At 72.1% G+C, this 18,355-nt stretch carries 18 protein-coding genes; 8 read left to right on the top strand and 10 right to left on the bottom strand.

What is annotated here, in order from left to right:
* Positions 1 to 29: 29 nt before the first annotated feature.
* The 3 genes from trpA to trpC are packed head-to-tail and all read right to left on the bottom strand — an operon-like array spanning position 30 to position 2,874.
* Positions 30 to 836, bottom strand: a complete 807-nt coding sequence (gene trpA / locus ACIA1L_RS06220; RefSeq protein WP_396071429.1) for a tryptophan synthase subunit alpha — start codon at positions 834 to 836, stop codon at positions 30 to 32.
* Entirely contained in the window at positions 833 to 2,074 is a 1,242-nt protein-coding gene (gene trpB, locus ACIA1L_RS06215; RefSeq protein ID WP_396071428.1) for a tryptophan synthase subunit beta, read from the bottom strand. The genes trpA and trpB overlap by 4 nt, the downstream gene beginning before the upstream one ends.
* Positions 2,071 to 2,874, bottom strand: coding sequence for an indole-3-glycerol phosphate synthase TrpC (gene trpC, locus ACIA1L_RS06210; protein ID WP_396071775.1), 804 nt, complete (start codon positions 2,872 to 2,874; stop codon positions 2,071 to 2,073). Before trpC ends, trpB begins: the two co-directional genes overlap by 4 nt.
* Before the next feature lie 246 nt (positions 2,875 to 3,120).
* Here trpC and ACIA1L_RS06205 point away from each other — a divergent pair, with 246 nt between their 5' ends.
* Entirely contained in the window at positions 3,121 to 3,543 is a 423-nt protein-coding gene (locus tag ACIA1L_RS06205) for a hypothetical protein (protein ID WP_396071427.1), read from the top strand.
* Here ACIA1L_RS06205 and ACIA1L_RS06200 read toward each other — a convergent pair.
* The 3 genes from ACIA1L_RS06200 to hisI are packed head-to-tail and all read right to left on the bottom strand — an operon-like array spanning position 3,456 to position 5,964.
* Positions 3,456 to 4,028 (bottom strand): Trp biosynthesis-associated membrane protein, encoded by a 573-nt coding sequence (locus ACIA1L_RS06200; protein WP_396071426.1) that lies wholly within the window; start codon positions 4,026 to 4,028, stop codon positions 3,456 to 3,458. The two genes, ACIA1L_RS06205 and ACIA1L_RS06200, sit on opposite strands and share 88 nt — an antisense overlap.
* A complete protein-coding gene (locus tag ACIA1L_RS06195; RefSeq protein ID WP_396071425.1) occupies positions 4,025 to 5,566 on the bottom strand; it encodes an anthranilate synthase component I in 1,542 nt (513 codons plus the stop codon). The genes ACIA1L_RS06200 and ACIA1L_RS06195 overlap by 4 nt, the downstream gene beginning before the upstream one ends.
* Positions 5,563 to 5,964 (bottom strand): phosphoribosyl-AMP cyclohydrolase, encoded by a 402-nt coding sequence (hisI, locus tag ACIA1L_RS06190; RefSeq protein ID WP_396071424.1) that lies wholly within the window; start codon positions 5,962 to 5,964, stop codon positions 5,563 to 5,565. The genes ACIA1L_RS06195 and hisI overlap by 4 nt, the downstream gene beginning before the upstream one ends.
* A gap of 368 nt (positions 5,965 to 6,332) precedes the next feature.
* Between hisI and ACIA1L_RS06185 the strand changes: the two genes are divergently transcribed.
* The 4 genes from ACIA1L_RS06185 (at position 6,333) to ACIA1L_RS06170 (ending at position 9,769) form a co-directional block, all read left to right on the top strand.
* On the top strand, positions 6,333 to 7,478 hold the full coding sequence (locus ACIA1L_RS06185) for a hypothetical protein (protein WP_396071423.1): 1,146 nt from the start codon (positions 6,333 to 6,335) through the stop codon (positions 7,476 to 7,478).
* Positions 7,479 to 7,623: 145 nt separating this feature from the next.
* On the top strand, positions 7,624 to 8,346 hold the full coding sequence (locus ACIA1L_RS06180) for an ABC transporter ATP-binding protein (protein ID WP_396071422.1): 723 nt from the start codon (positions 7,624 to 7,626) through the stop codon (positions 8,344 to 8,346).
* A 70-nt stretch (positions 8,347 to 8,416) separates the two neighbouring features.
* A complete protein-coding gene (locus ACIA1L_RS06175; RefSeq protein ID WP_396071421.1) occupies positions 8,417 to 9,151 on the top strand; it encodes an ABC transporter permease in 735 nt (244 codons plus the stop codon).
* A gap of 15 nt (positions 9,152 to 9,166) precedes the next feature.
* Positions 9,167 to 9,769 (top strand): TetR family transcriptional regulator, encoded by a 603-nt coding sequence (locus ACIA1L_RS06170; protein WP_396071420.1) that lies wholly within the window; start codon positions 9,167 to 9,169, stop codon positions 9,767 to 9,769.
* 13 nt (positions 9,770 to 9,782) lie between these two features.
* Here the strand turns inward: ACIA1L_RS06170 and ACIA1L_RS06165 are convergent, their stop codons facing one another.
* Positions 9,783 to 10,526, bottom strand: coding sequence for a DUF2470 domain-containing protein (locus tag ACIA1L_RS06165; protein ID WP_396071419.1), 744 nt, complete (start codon positions 10,524 to 10,526; stop codon positions 9,783 to 9,785).
* An 86-nt stretch (positions 10,527 to 10,612) separates the two neighbouring features.
* Here ACIA1L_RS06165 and rpsD point away from each other — a divergent pair, with 86 nt between their 5' ends.
* Positions 10,613 to 11,221, top strand: coding sequence for a 30S ribosomal protein S4 (gene rpsD / locus ACIA1L_RS06160; protein WP_396071418.1), 609 nt, complete (start codon positions 10,613 to 10,615; stop codon positions 11,219 to 11,221).
* Between the two features lie 58 nt (positions 11,222 to 11,279).
* On the opposite strand, the gene ACIA1L_RS06155 is transcribed toward rpsD, so the two are convergent.
* Positions 11,280 to 13,052, bottom strand: coding sequence for an ABC transporter ATP-binding protein (locus ACIA1L_RS06155; protein ID WP_396071417.1), 1,773 nt, complete (start codon positions 13,050 to 13,052; stop codon positions 11,280 to 11,282).
* The gene (locus tag ACIA1L_RS06150) at positions 13,049 to 14,833 is read right to left on the bottom strand and encodes an ABC transporter ATP-binding protein (RefSeq protein ID WP_396071416.1); all 1,785 of its coding nucleotides are present in this window, start codon (positions 14,831 to 14,833) and stop codon (positions 13,049 to 13,051) included. Before ACIA1L_RS06150 ends, ACIA1L_RS06155 begins: the two co-directional genes overlap by 4 nt.
* A 170-nt stretch (positions 14,834 to 15,003) precedes the next feature.
* Between ACIA1L_RS06150 and ACIA1L_RS06145 the strand changes: the two genes are divergently transcribed.
* Together ACIA1L_RS06145 and ACIA1L_RS06140 are read left to right on the top strand one after the other, a co-directional pair.
* On the top strand, positions 15,004 to 15,621 hold the full coding sequence (locus ACIA1L_RS06145; protein WP_396071415.1) for a TIGR03085 family metal-binding protein: 618 nt from the start codon (positions 15,004 to 15,006) through the stop codon (positions 15,619 to 15,621).
* Positions 15,622 to 15,687: 66 nt separating this feature from the next.
* On the top strand, positions 15,688 to 16,986 hold the full coding sequence (locus tag ACIA1L_RS06140; protein ID WP_396071414.1) for an APC family permease: 1,299 nt from the start codon (positions 15,688 to 15,690) through the stop codon (positions 16,984 to 16,986).
* Here the strand turns inward: ACIA1L_RS06140 and ACIA1L_RS06135 are convergent.
* On the bottom strand, positions 16,872 to 18,347 hold the full coding sequence (locus ACIA1L_RS06135) for a PLP-dependent aminotransferase family protein (protein ID WP_396071413.1): 1,476 nt from the start codon (positions 18,345 to 18,347) through the stop codon (positions 16,872 to 16,874). The two genes, ACIA1L_RS06140 and ACIA1L_RS06135, sit on opposite strands and share 115 nt — an antisense overlap.
* Between the last annotated feature and the right edge of the window lie 8 nt (positions 18,348 to 18,355).

The raw sequence follows: 18,355 nt of genomic DNA, 5'->3' as shown, positions 1-18,355 counted from the left end.
CACCCTACCGCCGATTCCTGCGGATCATGTCAGGAGGGTTTCCTCTGCCGCACACCCGCGGCCAGCTCGGCGCTGAGCGCGCGGAGCCGCTGATGCCCGAGATCCAGGTCGGGAGTGTCGAGCACGCAGCGAATCAGCGCGCTGCCGACGATCACGCCGTCCGCGAAGGCGGCCACCTCGGCTGCCTGCGCGCCGGTGCCCACGCCCAGGCCGACGCCGACCGGCATCGCCGGATCGGCCGCGCGGACCCGCGCGACCAGCTCCGGAGCCTGCGACGACACGGATGTCCGAGCGCCTGTCACACCCATCAGCGCGGTGGCGTAAACGAAACCGCGGCAATTCGCGACGGTCATGGCCAGGCGCTCATCGGTCGAGGACGGCGACACCAGAAACGTACGGTCGATGTCGTGCCGGTCGGACGCCGCGATCCACTCGGCGGCCTCGTCCGGAATCAGATCTGGGGTGATCATGCCGGTGGCGCCTGCCGCCGCCAGATCCCGCGCGAACGCGTCCACCCCGTACTTCTCGACCGGGTTCCAGTAGGTCATCAGCACGACGGCCGCGCCGGTGTTCGCCACGGCCTCGATGATCCGCAGCGTGTCCCGGGTGCGGACGCCGTTCGCCAGCGCGATGTCGGACGCCTTCTGGATCACCGGCCCGTCCATCACCGGGTCGCTGTACGGCAGCTCGACCTCGATGACGTCACAGCCCGCCTCGGCCATCGCGACCATCGACGCGATGCTGTCGTCGACGGTCGGGAACCCGGCGGGCATGCACCCGACCAGCACCGCCCGCTCCTCGGCCTTCGCCTTCGCGAAAACGTCGGCAATGCTCATTCCTGCTCCCCCGGTACCAGCACTTCGCGCTCGTCGAGGATGCCGAAGTAGGCGCCCGCGGTGTGCACGTCCTTGTCGCCGCGGCCGGACAGGTTGATGACGATGGTGGGTGTCCGGCCCAACTCCTCGGTCAGCCGCGGCACGATGCGAGCGGCGCCGGCGAGGGCGTGGGCGCTCTCGATCGCCGGGATGATGCCCTCGGTGCGGCAGAGCAGTTGGAAAGCAGCCATCGCTTCCTCGTCGGTCACCGGCTCGTAGACCGCTCGACCGGAGTCGTGCAGCCACGCGTGCTCGGGTCCGACACCCGGATAGTCCAGGCCCGCCGAGATCGAGTGCGACTCGATGGTCTGCCCGTCCTCGTCCTGCAGCACGTACGTTCGCGCGCCGTGCAGGACCCCCGCCGACCCGCCGGTGATCGACGCGGCGTGCCGACCGGTGTCGACGCCGTCGCCACCGGCCTCGAAGCCAAAGAGCCGGACCTGCTCATCGGGCACGAACGCGTGGAAGATGCCGATCGCGTTGGAGCCGCCGCCGATGCAGGCGGCCACCGCGTCGGGCAACCGGCCCAGCTGGGCGAGGCTCTGCTCGCGCGCCTCGACGCCGATGCCGCCCACAAAGTCGCGGACGATCTCCGGGAACGGGTGCGGCCCGGCGGCCGTGCCGAGCAGGTAGTGCGTGGTGTCGACCGTCGAGACCCAGTCGCGCAGTGCCTCGTTGAGCGCGTCTTTCAAGGTCCGCGAGCCGTTGGTCACCGGCACCACGGTCGCGCCGAGCATCCGCATCCGGGCGACGTTCAGCGCCTGCCGCTCGGTGTCCACCTGACCCATGTAGACCACGCACTCGAGGTCGAGCAGTGCCGCCGCGGTGGCGCTGGCGACGCCGTGCTGGCCCGCGCCGGTCTCGGCGATCACCCGAGGCTTGCCCATCCGCTTCGCGAGCAGTGCCTGGCCCAACACGTTGCGGACCTTGTGTGCGCCGGTGTGGTTCAGGTCCTCACGCTTCAGCAGGATCTCGGCGCCCAGCTCGGCGGACAGCCGCTCCGCGGAGTAGAGCAGCGACGGCGTGCCCGCGTAGTCACGCAGCAGGCCGGCGAACCGCTCCTGGAACTCCGGGTCCGCCTTCGCCGACCGGTACGCCGCGTCGAGCTCGTCGAGCGCCCGGACCAGCGCCTCGGGGACGAAACGTCCGCCGTACCGGCCGAAGTGCCCGGCCAGATCCGGTAGTGCTGCGGCGGTCATCGGACCGGGCGGGGCGTCGCGGGGTGGTTACCGGCGTTGACCAGCTCGGCCACCGCGTCCCGGGGGCTCTTCTTGGTCACCAGGCCCTCGCCCACCAGCACGGCGTCAGCGCCCGCGGAGGCGTACCGGATCAGGTCGTGCGGGCCGCGCACCCCCGACTCGGCGATCTTGACGACGTTGTTGGGCAGGCCCGGCGCGATCCGCTCGAAGACGGACCGGTCCACCTCCAGCGTGCGGAGGTCGCGGGCGTTCACCCCGATGACCTGAGCCCCGGCGTCCAGTGCCCGGTCGGCCTCTTCCTCGTTGTGCACCTCGACGAGCGCGGTCATGCCCAGCGACTCGATCCGCTCCAGCAGGCCGACGAGAACGTTCTGCTCAAGCGCCGCCACGATCAGCAGGACGAGGTCGGCCCCGTGGGCGCGGGCCTCGTGCACCTGGTAACTGGAGACGACGAAGTCCTTGCGCAGCACCGGTACGTTGACCGCGGCCCGGACGGCGGCCAGGTCGTCGAGCGAGCCGCCGAACCAGCGGCCCTCGGTGAGCACGCTGATGCACCGGGCGCCGCCCGCTGCGTACTCGCCGGCGAGCTCGGCCGGGTCGGGAATGTCGGCCAATGCGCCCTTCGACGGCGACGACCTCTTGACCTCGGCGATCACCGCCACACCGGGCTTGCGCAGGGCCGCGTACGCGTCGATCGCCGGCGGAGCCGCCGCGGCGAGCTCGCGCACCTGCTCGAGCGACAGTTGTTCCTGGCGGGCCGCGACGTCCTCGCGCACCCCCGCGAGGATCTCTTCGAGCACGTTCTGCGATCCTGCGCCACGCTGATCGGATGTCACCTAATGACTCCCCTCTCCGGGTGTCCTCGGCCCGATGCTAGGTGGCCGCCGACGTGTCCAGCCGCCCGGGGTATGGCACGCCTCACGAAAAAGGCCGGTGCATAATGCGTCGCCGGGCGGAGCTTGTCTCCTGCATCACATCCTCCCCCGTGGCCGCACGCGTCTAGCTGGGACCCCCTGGATGATCGGCTGATCGCACTGTGCGTTGACGTGAGTGTCACCACGTGGAAACACGACTCCGACAGCATGGAACTCGGGCAGACTGGTCCGCGGCGCACCGCTCGCGGGCCCGCCAAGAGCACTGTGGAGGTGACCATGACCAGCGACGAGAGCAGCTTCGCCGCCGTCTCCCGGACCGTTGTCGGTTACGCCGTCGAGCTGATCGCCGGCGTGGAACGCACGTTCGTCGGAGCGGAGAACGTGCGTACCGCGCAGGGCAACGCCTGGGCCGCTATGTGCGCCGACCGGGCCAGGGCGCAGGCCCGGGCCGACATGGACGCGCTCGTTGCCGCCCTCGCCGCTCAGCCGCGCCGCCGCAATGCGGGTCAGGGCGCTGTCGGCTCGTCACCGCGGACGGTCGGATCATCCCCGCGGTCCAAGGCGTCCCACGCCACCCTGGTATCCACCCGCTGACCCTCGTTGAGCACCGCACCTGCGGTCGGCGCCGCACGGCGCTCGTAACGGGCACCCATGGTCGGCCACTCGTGACCGTGCCGCAGCGCAAGCCAGCCACCCGCCACGACCAGCAGACCCCCTAGAGCACAGCCGATCGGCCACACCGTGCCCCCGGCTCCCGCCGCGCCGGTGTCGAGACCCGCCCGGCCCACCACGGCCGCCGCGGTTGTCCCGGCACCGGCCAGCGCCACCAGGACGCCCAGGCCACGACGCGCCACGCCCCGAGTGGCTAGCAGGGCACCGCCCCCGGCCAGCGCGACCAGCGCCAGACCCAGCACCCACGGCGCGATCTCACCGCCGGTGCGTACGGCGCGCAGGTCGGACAGGCCGGGGCGAGAAGTGATCTCGATCGCCCACGTGCGGGTGACCCCGAACAGGGCCAGGCCGGCGCCCGCGACACAGCAGGCGAGCGCCACCCCGAGCTTGCGGCCGGCACCGGTCACCGGGCAGCGCGCAGGGTCTCGGCGGCGGCGATCGCGGCGAGGACGGCGGCCGCCTTGTTGCGGGTTTCCTGCTCCTCGGCGGCCGGATCGGAGTCGGCCACGATGCCGGCGCCCGCACCCACGTACGCCGTACCGCCCCGGATCAGCGCCGTACGGATCGCGATGGCCATGTCCATGTCGCCGGCGAAGCCGAAGTAGCCGACCGTGCCGCCGTACAGGCCGCGGCGGGTGGGCTCCAGACTCTCGATGATCTCCATGGCTCGTACCTTCGGCGCGCCGGACAGGGTGCCGGCCGGGAAGGTGGCGGCCAGCGCGTCGAAGGCTGTCCGGTCGTCGCGCAGCTCGCCGACCACGGTGGAGACGATGTGCATGACGTGGCTGTACCGCTCGATGCGCGCGAAGTCCGGCACCTCGACCGAGCCCGCCCGGCATACCCGGCCCAGGTCGTTGCGGCCCAGGTCGACGAGCATGACGTGTTCGGCGCGTTCCTTCGGATCGGCGAGCAGCTCGGCGGCCAGGGCGTTGTCCCGCTCCGGGGTGGCGCCGCGCCACCGGGTGCCCGCGATCGGGTGCAGCAACGCCCGGCGTACGCCGCCCTCGGCCGCACTGACCTTCAGGTGGGCTTCCGGCGACGACCCGACGATGTCGAAGTCGTCGAACCGGAGCAGATACATGTACGGGCTGGGGTTCGTCGCCCGCAACACCCGGTAGACGTCCAGCGGGTCGGCGCTGGTGGCCCGTTCGAACCGCTGCGCCACCACGATCTGGAAGCATTCGCCGGCCCGGATCGCCTCCTTCGCCGTCTCGACCGCCTTCTGGTAGTCGCCCGGCGCGGTCCGGCTGACCACGTCGCCCGGCGGCACCTTCTCGACGGTCGAGATCATCGGCGGGGTGGGCCGCGACAGCGCGGTGGTCATCGCGTCCAGCCGCCCCACCGCCTGGTGCCAGGCGGCCCGCGCGGTCGTTGCGTCGGCGTTCTCCGGCAGGACGGCGTTGGCGACCAGGATGGCCGATCCGTCGAAGTGGTCCAGCACCACCAGGTCGGTGGCAAGCATCATCCCCAGCTCGGGCAGGGGCAGGTCGTCGGTCGCGGTGCCGGGCAGCCGCTCGAAGCGGCGCACCAGGTCGTAACTGAGATAGCCGACCATGCCCCCGGTCAGCGGGGGCAGATCGTCGCGGCCCAGCTCGTCCCCCGGCGCCGCCAGCGCGGCGACGGTTTCGCGCAGGGCAGCCACCGGATCACCACCCTCGGGTACGCCCGCAGGCGGGTTGCCCAACCACACCGCCTCGCCGTCCTGCTCGACCAGCGTGGCAGCACTGCGTACGCCGACGAAGGAGTAGCGCGACCAGGCGGCGGACCCGGCGCCCTGCTCGGCGGACTCCAGCAGGAAGGTCCCCGGGCCGCCAGCCAGTTTGCGGTAGACGCCGATGGGCGTTTCGCCGTCGGCGAGCAGCCGCCGGGTGACCGGCACCACTCGGCGGCGGGCCGCCCGGGCGACGAACGCTTCCTCGTCCGGTGTCACGGCACCGCTGGTCATGAGTCCTCCGCGGGATCGGAGACGGGCAGTTCGGTGCTGAAGCATGTGGGTGTTCCGGTGTGACATGCCGCGCCGGCCTGCTCCACCGTGACCAGCAGAGCGTCGCCGTCACAGTCAACCGCCACGGAGCGGACGTACTGGTGGTGCCCCGAGGTCGCGCCCTTCACCCAATATTCCTGCCGGCTGCGGGACCAGTAGGTGGCGCGCCGGGTGGTGAGGGTGCGGTGCAGCGCCTCGTCGTCCATCCACGCCAGCATCAGGACGTCACCGGTGGTGTGTTCGCGGACCACAGCGGCGACCAGCCCGTTCGGGTCACGGCGCAACCGGGCGGCGATCGCCGGGTCGAGGGCGGACGGCTCAGGTTCGTGGTCGGGGGCAGGCAGGTCGGTGGCAGACACAGTCCCAGATTGTCGCGCACCGGCCCGGCCCGGTGCGCGCACGGGCTCCGGCGGCATGCGTCCTGGGGGGTGTTGCCATGATCCACGGGGCACGCACCTAACCCACGATCCGGTCACCAACGCGCACAGGGGGTGTGACGGCGTGACCCGGGACGGTACCGTCGTCCTGCGCCGCGCCCGCCCCGGTCCGGCGCGTCTGCGCCCGACCGGCCTGCCGGACGGACCGCGCCGCCACCGCGACGGGAGTCTCGAAGATGGAGCCGACGGCCACCCCCGAAGACGGCAGGCCACAACCCAGGCGGGTCCGGCCACTGCCGAGCGGCATCAGCAACGGACCCCGCTGGAACGATCAGGGAGGCTTTCCCCTCGTGGAGACGAACGGGCACCGCAACGGACAGACCGGGCCCCGCCACGGCGGCCAGCCTCCGGTCAACGGCAAACCGCCGGCCAACGGCCAGTCGCCGGTGATCAACGGCACCCTGCCGATGTCGCGCTCGCCGTTCGCGCCCCCGCCCGAGACCCCGCCGCTGTACGCCCCGTCGCCCTTCGCGGCAGCGGGCAACCCGCTGCTCCCCGACTCGCCGGCGGATTCCTATGGCGTGGCGGATCTTGCGGCCTCGACGCCAGCCGGCGACGGCCAAGAGGACTTCCCCGTCCAGCACCAGGACGACTTCCCCAGCCAGCACCAGGACGACGACTTCGCGGCCCTGCGGCCGGGCGATGCCGACGACTTCGCTGGTCGGGAGGCGAGCGACGGCGGCGACCTCGGCGCCCAGCGTCCGGTGAGTGGGCCCCCGACTGTCTCCGGTTCCGCGCAGGTCATGAGCGAGCCGGACAGCGGCTGGGGGACCCCCGCGGGAACGGCCGCTTCCGGGCCGAGGATTGCGGACGGGATCCCGGGGCCGTTGGGGTCGTTCCCGGGCGCCTTTGCGCCGCAGCGACCCAAGGACGTCCCGGCCCCGGCCCCGGCCACCGCGCCGGTAGCGGACCAGCCGGATCCGTGGGTGCTGCCGGAGGCGACCTCCGGCAGGTGGGCGCCTTTCCGCACCGACCCTGACCCGCGCAGCACGGCCGAGGCTCGGGTGACGGCCCGGGAGGCACGGAACGATCAGATGGAGATGGCGATGGAAGCGACCCGTACCGCACGCCGAGCGGCCGCGGATGAGGAAGCCGGACGCCGGGCCGTTCCGGGTGAAGGCCGGGCCACCGAGGACCAGGCGCTGCGCCCAGGTGATCTTGACCACAGCCCGATCACCTTCTGGGACGATGCGGCCAGCGAGCAGTTCCGGACCGAGTGGCACGAGGTGAAAGCGCAGTTCGTCGACGACCCGGCGGCCGCGCTGACCCGGGCGCACGACCTGCTGAGCGACGCGGTGCAGCAGCTGTCCGAGTCGATGCTGACCGCCCGGGACCAGCTGGACCCGCTGCGCGGCACGGCCACGCCGGACACGGAGAGCATGCGGATGGCGATGCGCGGCTACCGGGAGTTCCTGGACCGCATTCTGGCGCTCTAAGCAGCGCACTGACCCAAGGCCGCGATCCCGCTGGGATCGCGGCCTTTGTCATGCCCGTGTGCCACTTTCCGGCCGGCTCATTGCCCGCCGCAGGTAATTCACCTACCGTTGAAATCAACACTTGATGAGTTCTTCGGAGGCAACCATGACCAGCGCCATCGAGGTCCAGGACCTCGTGGTCGAGCGCGGCAAACGGCGAGTCCTGCACGGGATCTCCTGCACCGTGCCGGCCGGGAGCGTCACCGGACTGCTGGGGCCCAGCGGCAGCGGAAAAACGACGCTCATCCGGGCGGTCGTCGGCGTGCAGGTGGTCCGCTCGGGCACCGTCACCGTGCTCGGCCATCCGGCCGGAGCGGCACCGCTGCGGCACACCGTCGGGTACGTCACGCAGGCGCCAAGCGTCTACGCCGACCTCTCCGTACGGGAAAATGCCCGGTATTTCGCCGCCCTGCACGGGCTGTCGGCGGCCGACGCGGCGCAAGCCGTCGCGGACGTCGGCCTCAGCGACGCGGACGGGCAACTCGTCGGGAATCTTTCCGGCGGGCAGCGCAGCCGTGCCTCGCTCGCCTGTGCCCTGATCGGCAAGCCGCGCCTGCTGGTGCTGGACGAGCCGACCGTCGGACAGGACCCGGTGCTGCGCGCCGACTTGTGGGCGAAGTTCCACGCGCTCGCCGCTGCGGGCACCACGCTTCTGGTGTCGAGCCACGTCATGGACGAGGCCGGGCGCTGCGATCGCCTGCTGCTGATCCGCGAGGGCCGGCTGATCGGCGACGACTCGCCCGCGGCCATCCGCGCGAGCGCCGGCACCGAGGACCTGGAAGAGGCGTTCCTCCGCCTGATCCGCGACCGCGAGGAGGCGACGGCATGACCAGCCCGGCGGTGGATCCGGACCGTGCCGGTGGACGCCGGCACGGCCTGCCCAGGAAAGGACGAACCCGATGAACCCGCGGATCACCCTGGCCACCACGGCCCGGATCCTGCGCCAGCTGCGCCACGACCGGCGGACCGTCGCCCTGCTGATCGTCGTGCCGGCGGCGCTGCTGACCTTGCTCTTCTACATGTACGACTCCGGGCCCGCATTCGACCGGATCGCCCTGGTCATGCTGGGCATCTTCCCGTTCGTGATCATGTTCCTGGTGACCAGCATCGCGATGCTCCGCGAGCGCACGACCGGCACGCTCGAACGGCTGCTGACCACGCCGCTGGGCAAGCTCGACCTGCTGTTCGGCTACGGCCTGGCGTTCGGGCTGGCGGCAGCGGTGCAGGCGGCGGTCGCGGTCGGCGCGGCGTACTGGCTGCTGGGCCTCGACACGCTGGGCAGCCCCGGCCTGGTGGTGCTGATCGCCGTGCTCAACGCGGTGCTCGGGGTGGCGTTGGGGTTGTTCTGCAGCGCCTTCGCGCGGACGGAATTCCAGGCCGTACAGTTCCTACCGGTGGTGGTCGTGCCGCAGCTGCTGCTGTGCGGGCTGTTCGTGCCGCGCGGGCAGATGGCGGGCTGGCTCCAGGCGGCCAGTGACATGTTCCCGCTGTCCTACGCGGTGGACGCGCTGGCCCAGGTCGGCAGGTATGCCGACCCCACCACCACCATGTGGCGGGACCTGGCGATCGTGGCGGCAGCGACGATCGTGGCCCTGGTGCTCGCCGCCGCGACCCTGCGGCGGCGCACCGGCTGAGACGGGAGAGCATTCTTGGTACGGCGCACCGGGCGGCGTCCCGGCAACCAGGACACCCGACAGTCCATCCTGGAGGCCGCCCGATCAATCTTCGCCGAGCGGGGCTTCGACAAAGCCTCGATCCGGGCCATCGCCGGCGAAGCCGGGGTCGATCCGGCGCTGGTGCACCACTATTTCGGCACCAAGGAGAAGCTGTTCCTGGCCAGCATGAACTCGCCGGTCGATCCGGCTGAGCTGCTGCCCAAAGCCTTGGCCGGGCCACGCGAGGAGGCCGGCGTCCGGCTGGTCCGCATGCTGCTGACCGTGTGGGACTCCCCCGCGGGCGCGGCGGCGGTGGCCCTGATGCGCTCGGCGATGAGCAACGAGTGGACCGCGCGCCTGATGCGGGAGTTCGTGGTGACCCAGGTGCTGCGCCGGGCGGTGGCCGAGCTCGGCATCGACCCGGCGGAGGCACCGACCCGGGCCGCCCTGGTGGCAACGCAGATCTCCGGGCTCGCCGTGGTCCGCTACGTGCTCAAGGTCGAGCCGGTCGCCTCAGCCGACACCGAGGCACTGGTCGCCGCGATCGGCCCGACCGTGCAGCGCTACCTCACCGACGACCTGCCCGGCCTGCTTTAAGGCCGGACAGGCGCTAGGCGGCGGCTTCGTCGTGGTGGGTGCAGCGGCCGCACAGGACCGGGTGCAGCAGGTGGGCGAGTTCGTGGCGGTCGGCCACCGGGCGGGGGAAGGACAGCCGGGCCAGGCGGGCGCCCAGGCGGACCACGAAGCCGTAGCGGTCGAGGCGGACGACGCGGGGCTCATCACCGGGGCGGGCGGCCTTGCCGAGCTGGCGGCGGACGTAGCCGGCCATTTCCTCGACGTGGTGGTCGGCGAGGTCGGCGATCAGGTCGAACTCGATGGCGCGCAGCGGGTCCGGGCCAGCCTCGGCGAACTCGTCGGGGTCGAGCTCGACCAGCTTGGAGTTGCGCTCGAAGCGCACCTCGGCGACGTCCATCCGGTGGATGACCTGGGTGGTGCCGACGTCGAGCAGGTCGGAGGCCGAGTCGATCTCGGCGTAGTCGAGGGCGGCCTGGCGGGCTTCCTCACCGGTGAGCTGGACGGCCCAGCCGGAGACCCACACCCGGCCCAGGGATGGCGCGCCGGCCATCGGCGGGACGTCGGCGATGTCCAGGACCATGGCGGTGTCGTCGGTGCCGGGGGCCGGGGCGAGGGCGGCGGCGACCGCGCCGTCGGCGGGCGAAAGCAGCAGGACCCGGCCGTGTGCGTCGGTCACGTGGCGCACCGGAAGCGGCCCGGGTCGGCAGGCGATGTGCGCGGTGGCGGGGAGGTGGCCGGCCGCGAGCGTCCGCGCGACCTCGGCATGGGTGGGCTGCATTTCGTGATCCTCCGGGCCTCGGTTAGGCTGTCCTTAGTAAGGCGAGGCTAACCGTAGCACCCCGTCGGAGAAGGAAAAGATCGCCCGTGAACAACTCCCGACCCAAGGCCCGGCTGTCGCGGGCCCTCGGCATCCCGCTCACTCGTAAGTGCGTGAAGTACTTCGAGCGGCGCCCGTTCCCGCCCGGCGTGCACGGCCGGGGCCGGCGCAAGGCGTCCGACTACCAGGTGCGACTCCTGGAGAAGCAGCGGCTGCGGCACCAATACAACATCAGCGAGGCGCAGATGCGCCGGGCGTACGACGACGCGCACCGCAAGGAGGGCAAGACCGGCGAGAACATGGTCGCCCTGCTGGAGAGCCGCCTCGACGCCACCGTGCAGCGCGCCGGCCTGGCCCGCACGATCTACCAGGCCCGCCAGCTCGTCGCGCACGGCCACTTCCTGGTGGACGGCAAGAAGGTCGACCGCCCGTCGTACCGGCTCAAGCCCGGCCAGGTTGTCGAGGTCCGCGAGAGCAGCCGGCAGAAGCCGCCGTTCCAGGTCGCGGCCGCCGGTGCGCACCTGGACGGCCCGACCGCGCCGTACCTGTCGACGGTGATCGAGGAGCTGCGCACCACGGTGATCCGCAAGCCGGAGCGCTCCGAGGTGCCGGTCGTCTGCGACGAGCAGCTCGTCGTCGAGTTCTACGCGCGCTGATTCACCCGGTCGGCTGACCAAGCCCGAAAGCCCCGGCGCCTGTCACGGTGCCGGGGCTTCAGCGTGTCTGCTCCAGCCAGCTCGCGTAGAGCTTGGCGTAGATCGACTCCGGGTCGCGCAGCAGCTCAGCGTGCGGGCCGCGCTGCACCACCCGACCCGCGTCCACCACGATCACCTCATCGGCGGACTCCGCGGTGGAGAGCCGGTGCGCGATCGCCACCGTCGTCCGGCCCCGGGTCACCGCGTCCAGCGCGTGCTGCAACCGCACCTCGGTGGCCGGGTCGACCGCGCTGGTGGCCTCGTCGAGCACCAGCAGGTCGGGGTCGGCAACGTACGCCCGAACCAGTGCCACGAGCTGCCGCTCCCCCACGCTCAATGCTTCACCCCGCTCACCCACCGGCGTGTCGAGCCCGCGCGACAGCCCGCCCAGCCAGTCCGCGAGTCCCAGCTCCGTGAACGCGCCGACCAACTCGGCGTCGGTGAGCGCGGGCCGGGCAAACCGGATGTTCTCCGCCACCGTCGCGTCGAACAGGAACCCGTCCTGCGGCACCATGACCACCCGGGAGCGCAACGAATCGAACCGTACGGTGGTCAGCGCCGTCCCGCCGAGCAGCACCTCACCGCCCGCCGGGTCCATCAGCCGGGTCAGCAGCTTCGCAAAGGTCGTTTTGCCGCTGCCGGTCTCGCCGACCACCGCCACCTTCGTCCGCGCCGGGATCTCCAGATTCACTCCGGAGAGCACGACCGGGCCGCCCGGATAGCGGTACGAAACGTCCGCGAAGCGCACCGACAGCGGGCCCGAGGGCAGTGCGACTCCGGCGGCACCGGGGTCGGCCACGTCCGGGTCGACGTCGAGCACGTCCAGCACCCGCCGCCAGCCGGCCACCGCGTTCTGCGCCTCGTTGAGCACCTCGGTGGCGATCTGCACCGGCTGGATGAACAGCGTGACCAGGAACAGGAACGCGGTGAGCTTGCCGACGCTGAGCCCGCCGTCCACCCCGAGCAGCACGCCGACCACGACCGTGGCGGCCAGCGCGGCACCGGCGGCGATCTCTCCGGTGGAAAAGCTGATCACGCTGGTCCGCAAAGCGCGCTGCTGCACGACACGCAGGTCTTCGACGGCCGTGTCGAGCCGCTTGCCGGTACGCCCGGAGATCCCGTACGCCCGGATCACCGTGGCCCCGACGACGCTCTCGGCAACCACGCCGAGCATGACCCCGGCCCGCTCGCGAACCAACCGGTAGGCGTTGGCGAGCCGCTGTTGGAACAGCCGGATCACCACCACGGCGGGCACGAACGCGGCGAACACGACCAGGGTGAGCTGCCACGAGTAGCAGAACATGACGATCGTGGTGACCACGACCTGGCCGCTGGCGAGCAGCAGCATCACGCCGCCGGACTGCAAGAACTGGGTGATCTGGTCGACGTCGCCGGTCACCCGGGAGACCAGCGAGCCACGCCGCTCGGACTGCTGGTGCAGCATCGACAGGTCATGGATGTGGCGGAACGTTCGGGTGCGCAGCCCGGCCAGCGCGGTCTCGCTCACCGTGAACAATCGGCGGGTCATGGCGTACCCGCTGGCGGTCGAGACCGCGAGGGCGCCCAGGGTGAGCAGGACGATCAGGCCGACGACACCGAGGTCGGGACCGCCCGGGGCGCGGATGCCGCGGTCGATGCCCTGTTGGACGGCGATCGGCACCGCGACCCGGCCGGCCATCGACACCAGCGCCAGGCCCAGCGTGCCGGCGAGCCCCGGCCGCAGCTCCGGCGAGAGGGCGATGCCCCGCCGCAGCGTCGCGAACGTACGTTCCTCGGCGATCGCCGCGGTCATGGCTGCACCGCTTCCGTGGGATGGGTCTTCTCGTAGGCGGTGACTAGCGCCCGGTAGCCCGGTTCGGCCGCCATCAGGGCTGCGTGGGTGCCGGTGGCGACCACCTTGCCGTCCTCCAGAAAGACCACCTCGTCGGCGAGGGCGATGGTGGCCCGCCGGTAGGCGACGACCAGGATCGAGGCGCCCGCGTCCGCGCCGCGCAGGGACGCCAGGATCGCCGCCTCGACGCGCGGGTCGACGGCGCTGGTGGCATCGTCCAGCACGAGCAGGCGAGGCCGGCCAGCCAGGGCGCGGGCGAGGGTGAGGCGCTGCCGCTGGCCGCCGGAGAGTGAGGTGCCGCGCTCGCCGACCGCGGTGTCCAGCCCCTCCGGCAGGTTGGCGACGAAGCCGTCAGCCTCGGCGAGCCGCAGCGCCGACCAGGCCGCGTCGTCGTCGACTCCCGCCCGGTCCAGGGTCACGTTGCCGCGCACGCTGTCGTCGAAGATGAACGGGATCTGCGGCACGAGGGCGGTCGCGCCGGCCAGGCCGGACTCGCTGAGCTCGGGCAGTGGTGTGCCGTCCAGCCGAACCGTGCCGCTGTCCGGGTCGACCAGACGGACGGCCAGGGACGCGATCGTGGACTTGCCGGAGCCGGTCGCGCCGACCAGGGCCACGGTCCGGCCGGCGGGGACGGTGAAGGAGACGTCGTGCAGGACTTCGCCTTCGCCGTACGAAAAATGGACCTGCTCGAAGCTGAGCGCCGCCGGATGCGAACCGGCGGGCACGACCGGGCCGTAGGCGAGATCGCCGTCCGCCGCGAGGACGGCCTGGACCCGCTCCCAGCCGGCGACGCTGCGCGGCAGCTCAGCGACCACCCAGCCGATCGCGCGCACCGGGAAGGCCAGCACGGTGAACAGGAAGGCGACGCTGACCAGCTCGGTGACGCCGAGCGCGCCAGTCTGCAACCGCCAGGCGCCGAGCAGCAGCACGGCCAGGGTGCCGACGCTGGGCAGGCTGTCCATCAGCGGGTCGAACAGGCCGCGCAGTCTGCCGACCGAGACGAGCGCGTCGCGCAGCTCGGTGACGTGCGCCCGGAACCGATCGGACTCGGCGGCTTCGCGACCCATGGTCTTGACGACCAGCGCGCCGTCGAAACTCTCGTGGGCGACCGCGCTGACCTTGGCGCGCAGCTGCTGGGCGCGGATCTGCCGAGGTGACATCCGACGGGAGTAGACCAGATTGAGCAGGAACAGGCTGGGGAACAGCGCGACGCCGATGAGGGCGAGGACCCAGTCGGTGAGAAACAGGGAGACCATCGCAGCACCGATCATGACGATCGTGCCGACCGCGAACGGCAGGGGCGCGATGGGTACGAACGCGGCCTCGACGTCGGAATTCGCGTTGGATAGCAGCGTCCCGGTGGCGTGCCGCTGATGCCAGGCCGGCGGCAGCGAGAGATAACGCCGGGTGACTGCGCGCCGGTACCGCGCTTGCAGGCGGAACTGCATGAAGCCGGCGCCGAGCCTGCGGCCGAAGATGGCGGCCACCCGGAGCACGGAAATGCCCAGGAACACCGCGGCGATCAGCCACAACCCGGCCGCGCCGACCCGCCGCTCGGTGAAGGCGGGCACGACGACTTCACCGATGACCGCGCCGACCACGTAGGCGTTGGCGATGACGAGCAGGCCGAACAGGCTGCTGCCGATGGTGCCGATGGTGAAGAGCCGGGGTTCGGTGCGGATGGCGCGGCCGAGGACGCGGAGGCCGCGGCCGAGCACGTCGCGGCTGGCCCTGGTGGTCAAAGATCCCGTCCCCTGGTAAGTACCTGCTGGCCTGATCGGCCTTACCGGTCCATCCTGCCGAACCGCACGCCCGTTGCCACACCATTTCCATTGTGTCTGCGCTTACACCCGAGCGCAGCCCCGGTCGTCGCTACCGAGCGAACCCACCCGATCCTGCCTACGATCGCGGCATGAGTGACTACGCGCGTACGGAACGGGCACAGCTCGCCGATCTGCTCCTTCAGCTGGGGCCGGACGCGCCGACGATGTGCGAAGGCTGGACCACCCGGGACCTCGCGGCCCACCTCGTCGTCCGCGAACGCCGCCCGGACGCGATGGTCGGTGCCCTGGTCCCCCCGCTGGCCGGCCACACCGAGCACGTCCGGCAGAGCGCCGCAGCCCGGCAGTACGCCGACGTCCTGCACGACGTGCGCAACCCGCCCTGGTGGAGCCCGCTCAGCAACCCGTTGACCGACGAGCTGGCAAACACGGTCGAATTCTTCATCCACCACGAGGACGTCCGCCGCGCCCAGCCGGACTGGGCGCCCCGGGAGCTCGTCCCCGGCCACCAGGCCGCGATCTGGAAAGCGGCCAAGCTCACCGGGCGGCTCACCCTGCGCGGTTTCGGCAAGCCCGTCCGGGTACGCGCGCCCGGCTACGGAGAGTTCCAGGTCGCCAACGGCGAGCCGGCCGCCGTCCTGACCGGCGACCCCGGCGAGCTGGCCCTGTTCCTGTCCGGCCGCCAGCAGGTCGCCCGGGTCGACGTCACCGGCGACGAGAGCATCCGGACAGCCACACTGAGCATGTGAATTGGCCCGTGCAAAGTCCCCGGAATTGGTCCTCCTGACGGGCCGATTCCCGCCTAACGTGGCCGCATGATCTCCACCGGAACCCTGTCCCGGGCCCAGGGCACCGCCCTGTGCGTGGGAGCCGTCCTCGGCACCGGCGTCATCTCCATGCCCGCGCTGGCCGCCGAGGTGGCCGGCCCCGCCTCCCTCATCGCCTGGCTGGCGCTGATCCTGCTGTCGGCGCCGCTCGCCGGGACGTTTGCCGCGCTGGGGGCACGGCACCCGGACGGCGGCGGGGTGTCCACGTACGTCCGGCTGGCCTTCGGCCCGCGCGCCGCCGCAGCGGTGGGCTGGTGTTTCTACTTCGCCGTGCCGCTGGGCGCCCCGGCGGCCGCCGCCTTCGCCGGCGGGTACGTCGCGGACGTTGTCGGTGGCGGGCGCACCACGGTAGTGCTGACATTCCTGGGGCTGCTGGCCGTCGTCGCCACGATGAACTGGTTCGGGCTGCAGATCTCCGGCCGGGTGCAGCTCTACCTCACCGCCGCCCTCGCCACGCTGCTGGTCGTCGCCGTCGTGGCCGCACTGCCGCACGCCCGGCTGGCCCACCTCACGCCCTTCGCCCCGCACGGCTGGGGCGGCGTAGGGGCAGCCGCGGCAATCCTGGTGTGGGGATTTGCCGGCTGGGAAGCAGTGTCGTCATTGTCCGGCGAGTACCGCGATCCGCGCCGCGACGTGCCCCGGGCGACCGGGGCGGCCGTGATCATCGTGGGCGTGCTCTACCTCGCGGTGGCCGCCGCCAGCGTGCTCGTCCTCGGCCCGGCGGTCGGAGACAGCCCAGCGCCGCTGGCAGACCTGCTGGCCGTGGGGCTGGGCGGACCGGTACGCGCGATCACCGCAGTGGTCGCCGTCCTGCTGACGCTGGGGGCGATGAACGCGTACCTGGCGGGGGCGTCACGGCTGGGCGTCGCCCTGGCTCGCGACGGTGCGCTGCCCGCGAAACCGGTGGCGACGCCACGCCGGTCGCTGGCGGTGGTGACCGCCGGCAGCCTTGTCGCGGTAGCACTGCCGATCGGACTGCACACCGCGATGCTGCTGGTCACCGGCTGCTTCACCCTCGTGTATGTGCTCGGCACCGCGGCCGCCCTCCGGCTACTGCCCCGCGGCTGGGCCCGACGCGGGGCAGCTCTGTCCTTCGTAGCGACCCTCGGCCTGCTGGTCCTGACCGGGCCGCCCGCTCTCCTCAGCCTCATCGTCGCGGCGGGAGCCGTGCTCTACGTGTCGCGGCGCCCGGCCAGCACCTCGCTGAACACGGCCATCCCCTCGTCCAGCAGCGCCGGATCGACGGCGCCGAACCCGAACACGAAGCCGGTCGAGTCACTGCCGTAAAGGCCAAGGTCCTCGACGGCTACCCCGCGCGCGGCGGCCGCGGCCACCACCCGGGCCGGGCTGACTGCCTCGCTCTCGGCCGGGTGAGCCGCCGAACGGCCCGCCGGGTCCGCGGCCGCACCGCTCGCGGGACTCCCCGTCAGTGCCGTGACGTGCAAGCCGGCCGCTGACGGGATGACGTCCAAGCCGGTCAGCGTGCCGAGCGCTGCGACGATCCGGGCGCGACGGTCGGCGTAGGCTCGCCCGGCGCGCCGGACATGCCGGGCAAGCTGCCCCTCCTCGATGAAACGGGCCAGAGCAGCCTGCACGGCGATCTGCCCATGACCATCCCCGAGCTGCCGGGCGGCCGCCAGCGCCGACCTCAGGGCGGCCGGGGCGAGCACGAACCCCGTCCGTACGCTCGGCAGCATGGTCTTGGAGAACGTGCCGACGTAGAGGACCCGCCCGATGTCGTCCAGGCCGTACAGCGGTTCCAGCGGGCGGGCCGAGAACCGAAACTCGGTGTCGTAGTCGTCCTCGATCACCGCGACCTGCCGCCGGGCCGCCCACTCCAGCAGTGCGTGTCGCCTCGCCACGCTCAGGGTCCGACCCAGCGGAAACTGGTGCGACGGGGTCGTGTAGACCACCCGCGCGGCGTCGGGCAGCGCGTCCACCACCAGGCCGTCGGCATCCACGGGTACGCCCACCACGGCCGCGCCGAGCGACTCGAACAGCCGCCGCGCCGGTGGGTAGCCGGGGTCCTCCACCGCCACTACGTCGCCGGGGCGCAGCAACACCCGGCCGATCAGGTCCAGCGCATGCTGGGTGCCGTTGGTGACGAGCACATCGTCCGCCTCGGCTCGCAACGACCGCGCGTAGCCCAGATAGCGGGCGATCGCCGCCCGCAGCGCCGGCTGCCCGTACGGGTCGGCGTACCCGCCCGGATCGTGGGCCCGCAGCCGGAGCTCGGCAGCCACCAGCCGCCGCCACGACTCGAACGGGAAGAGCTTCGCGTCGGGGATCCCGGACCGGAAGTCGTACCGGGGAGCCGGAGCGCCGCCGCTGGTGGGCAGCGGGGCGTACGTCCAGCCGGAACGCGCCCGCAACGGGTCCGCGGGGGCGCGCCGGGAGACAGCGGCGGCACGGGTGGGAGCCACATACGTGCCTGAACCGGTCCGTGCCACCAGATATCCCTCGGCAGCCAGTCGTTCGTACGCCGTCGCCACGCTGTTGCGTGCCACGCCCAGATCGGCGGCGAGCACCCGGCTCGCGGGCAACCGGTGCCCGGCGGGAAGCCGGCCGTCCGCGATCGCCTGCCGGATCGCGGAATAGACCCGGACCGTCGTCCCGCCGGTGCCGTCGAGGCTGATGATCAGGTCCACCGCCTCAT

Source organism: Actinoplanes sp. NPDC051859 (genome assembly GCF_044452725.1).
Classification (GTDB): Bacteria; Actinomycetota; Actinomycetes; order Mycobacteriales; family Micromonosporaceae; genus Actinoplanes.
Note: the sequence above shows the minus strand (reverse complement) of the source record. Positions and strands in the feature narration are given on the sequence as shown.

Excerpts from the sequence above, each read along its gene's own strand:
- trpA (WP_396071429.1), bottom strand. The coding sequence starts at position 836 with ATGAGCATTGCCGACGTTTTCGCGAAGGCGAAGGCCGAGGAGCGGGCG.
- trpB (WP_396071428.1), bottom strand. The coding sequence starts at position 2,074 with ATGACCGCCGCAGCACTACCGGATCTGGCCGGGCACTTCGGCCGGTAC.
- ACIA1L_RS06195 (WP_396071425.1), bottom strand. The coding sequence starts at position 5,566 with ATGACCAGCGGTGCCGTGACACCGGACGAGGAAGCGTTCGTCGCCCGG.
- ACIA1L_RS06180 (WP_396071422.1), top strand. The coding sequence starts at position 7,624 with ATGACCAGCGCCATCGAGGTCCAGGACCTCGTGGTCGAGCGCGGCAAA.
- ACIA1L_RS06175 (WP_396071421.1), top strand. The coding sequence starts at position 8,417 with ATGAACCCGCGGATCACCCTGGCCACCACGGCCCGGATCCTGCGCCAG.
- ACIA1L_RS06165 (WP_396071419.1), bottom strand. The coding sequence starts at position 10,526 with ATGCAGCCCACCCATGCCGAGGTCGCGCGGACGCTCGCGGCCGGCCAC.
- ACIA1L_RS06155 (WP_396071417.1), bottom strand. The coding sequence starts at position 13,052 with ATGACCGCGGCGATCGCCGAGGAACGTACGTTCGCGACGCTGCGGCGG.
- ACIA1L_RS06145 (WP_396071415.1), top strand. The coding sequence starts at position 15,004 with ATGAGTGACTACGCGCGTACGGAACGGGCACAGCTCGCCGATCTGCTC.
- ACIA1L_RS06140 (WP_396071414.1), top strand. The coding sequence starts at position 15,688 with ATGATCTCCACCGGAACCCTGTCCCGGGCCCAGGGCACCGCCCTGTGC.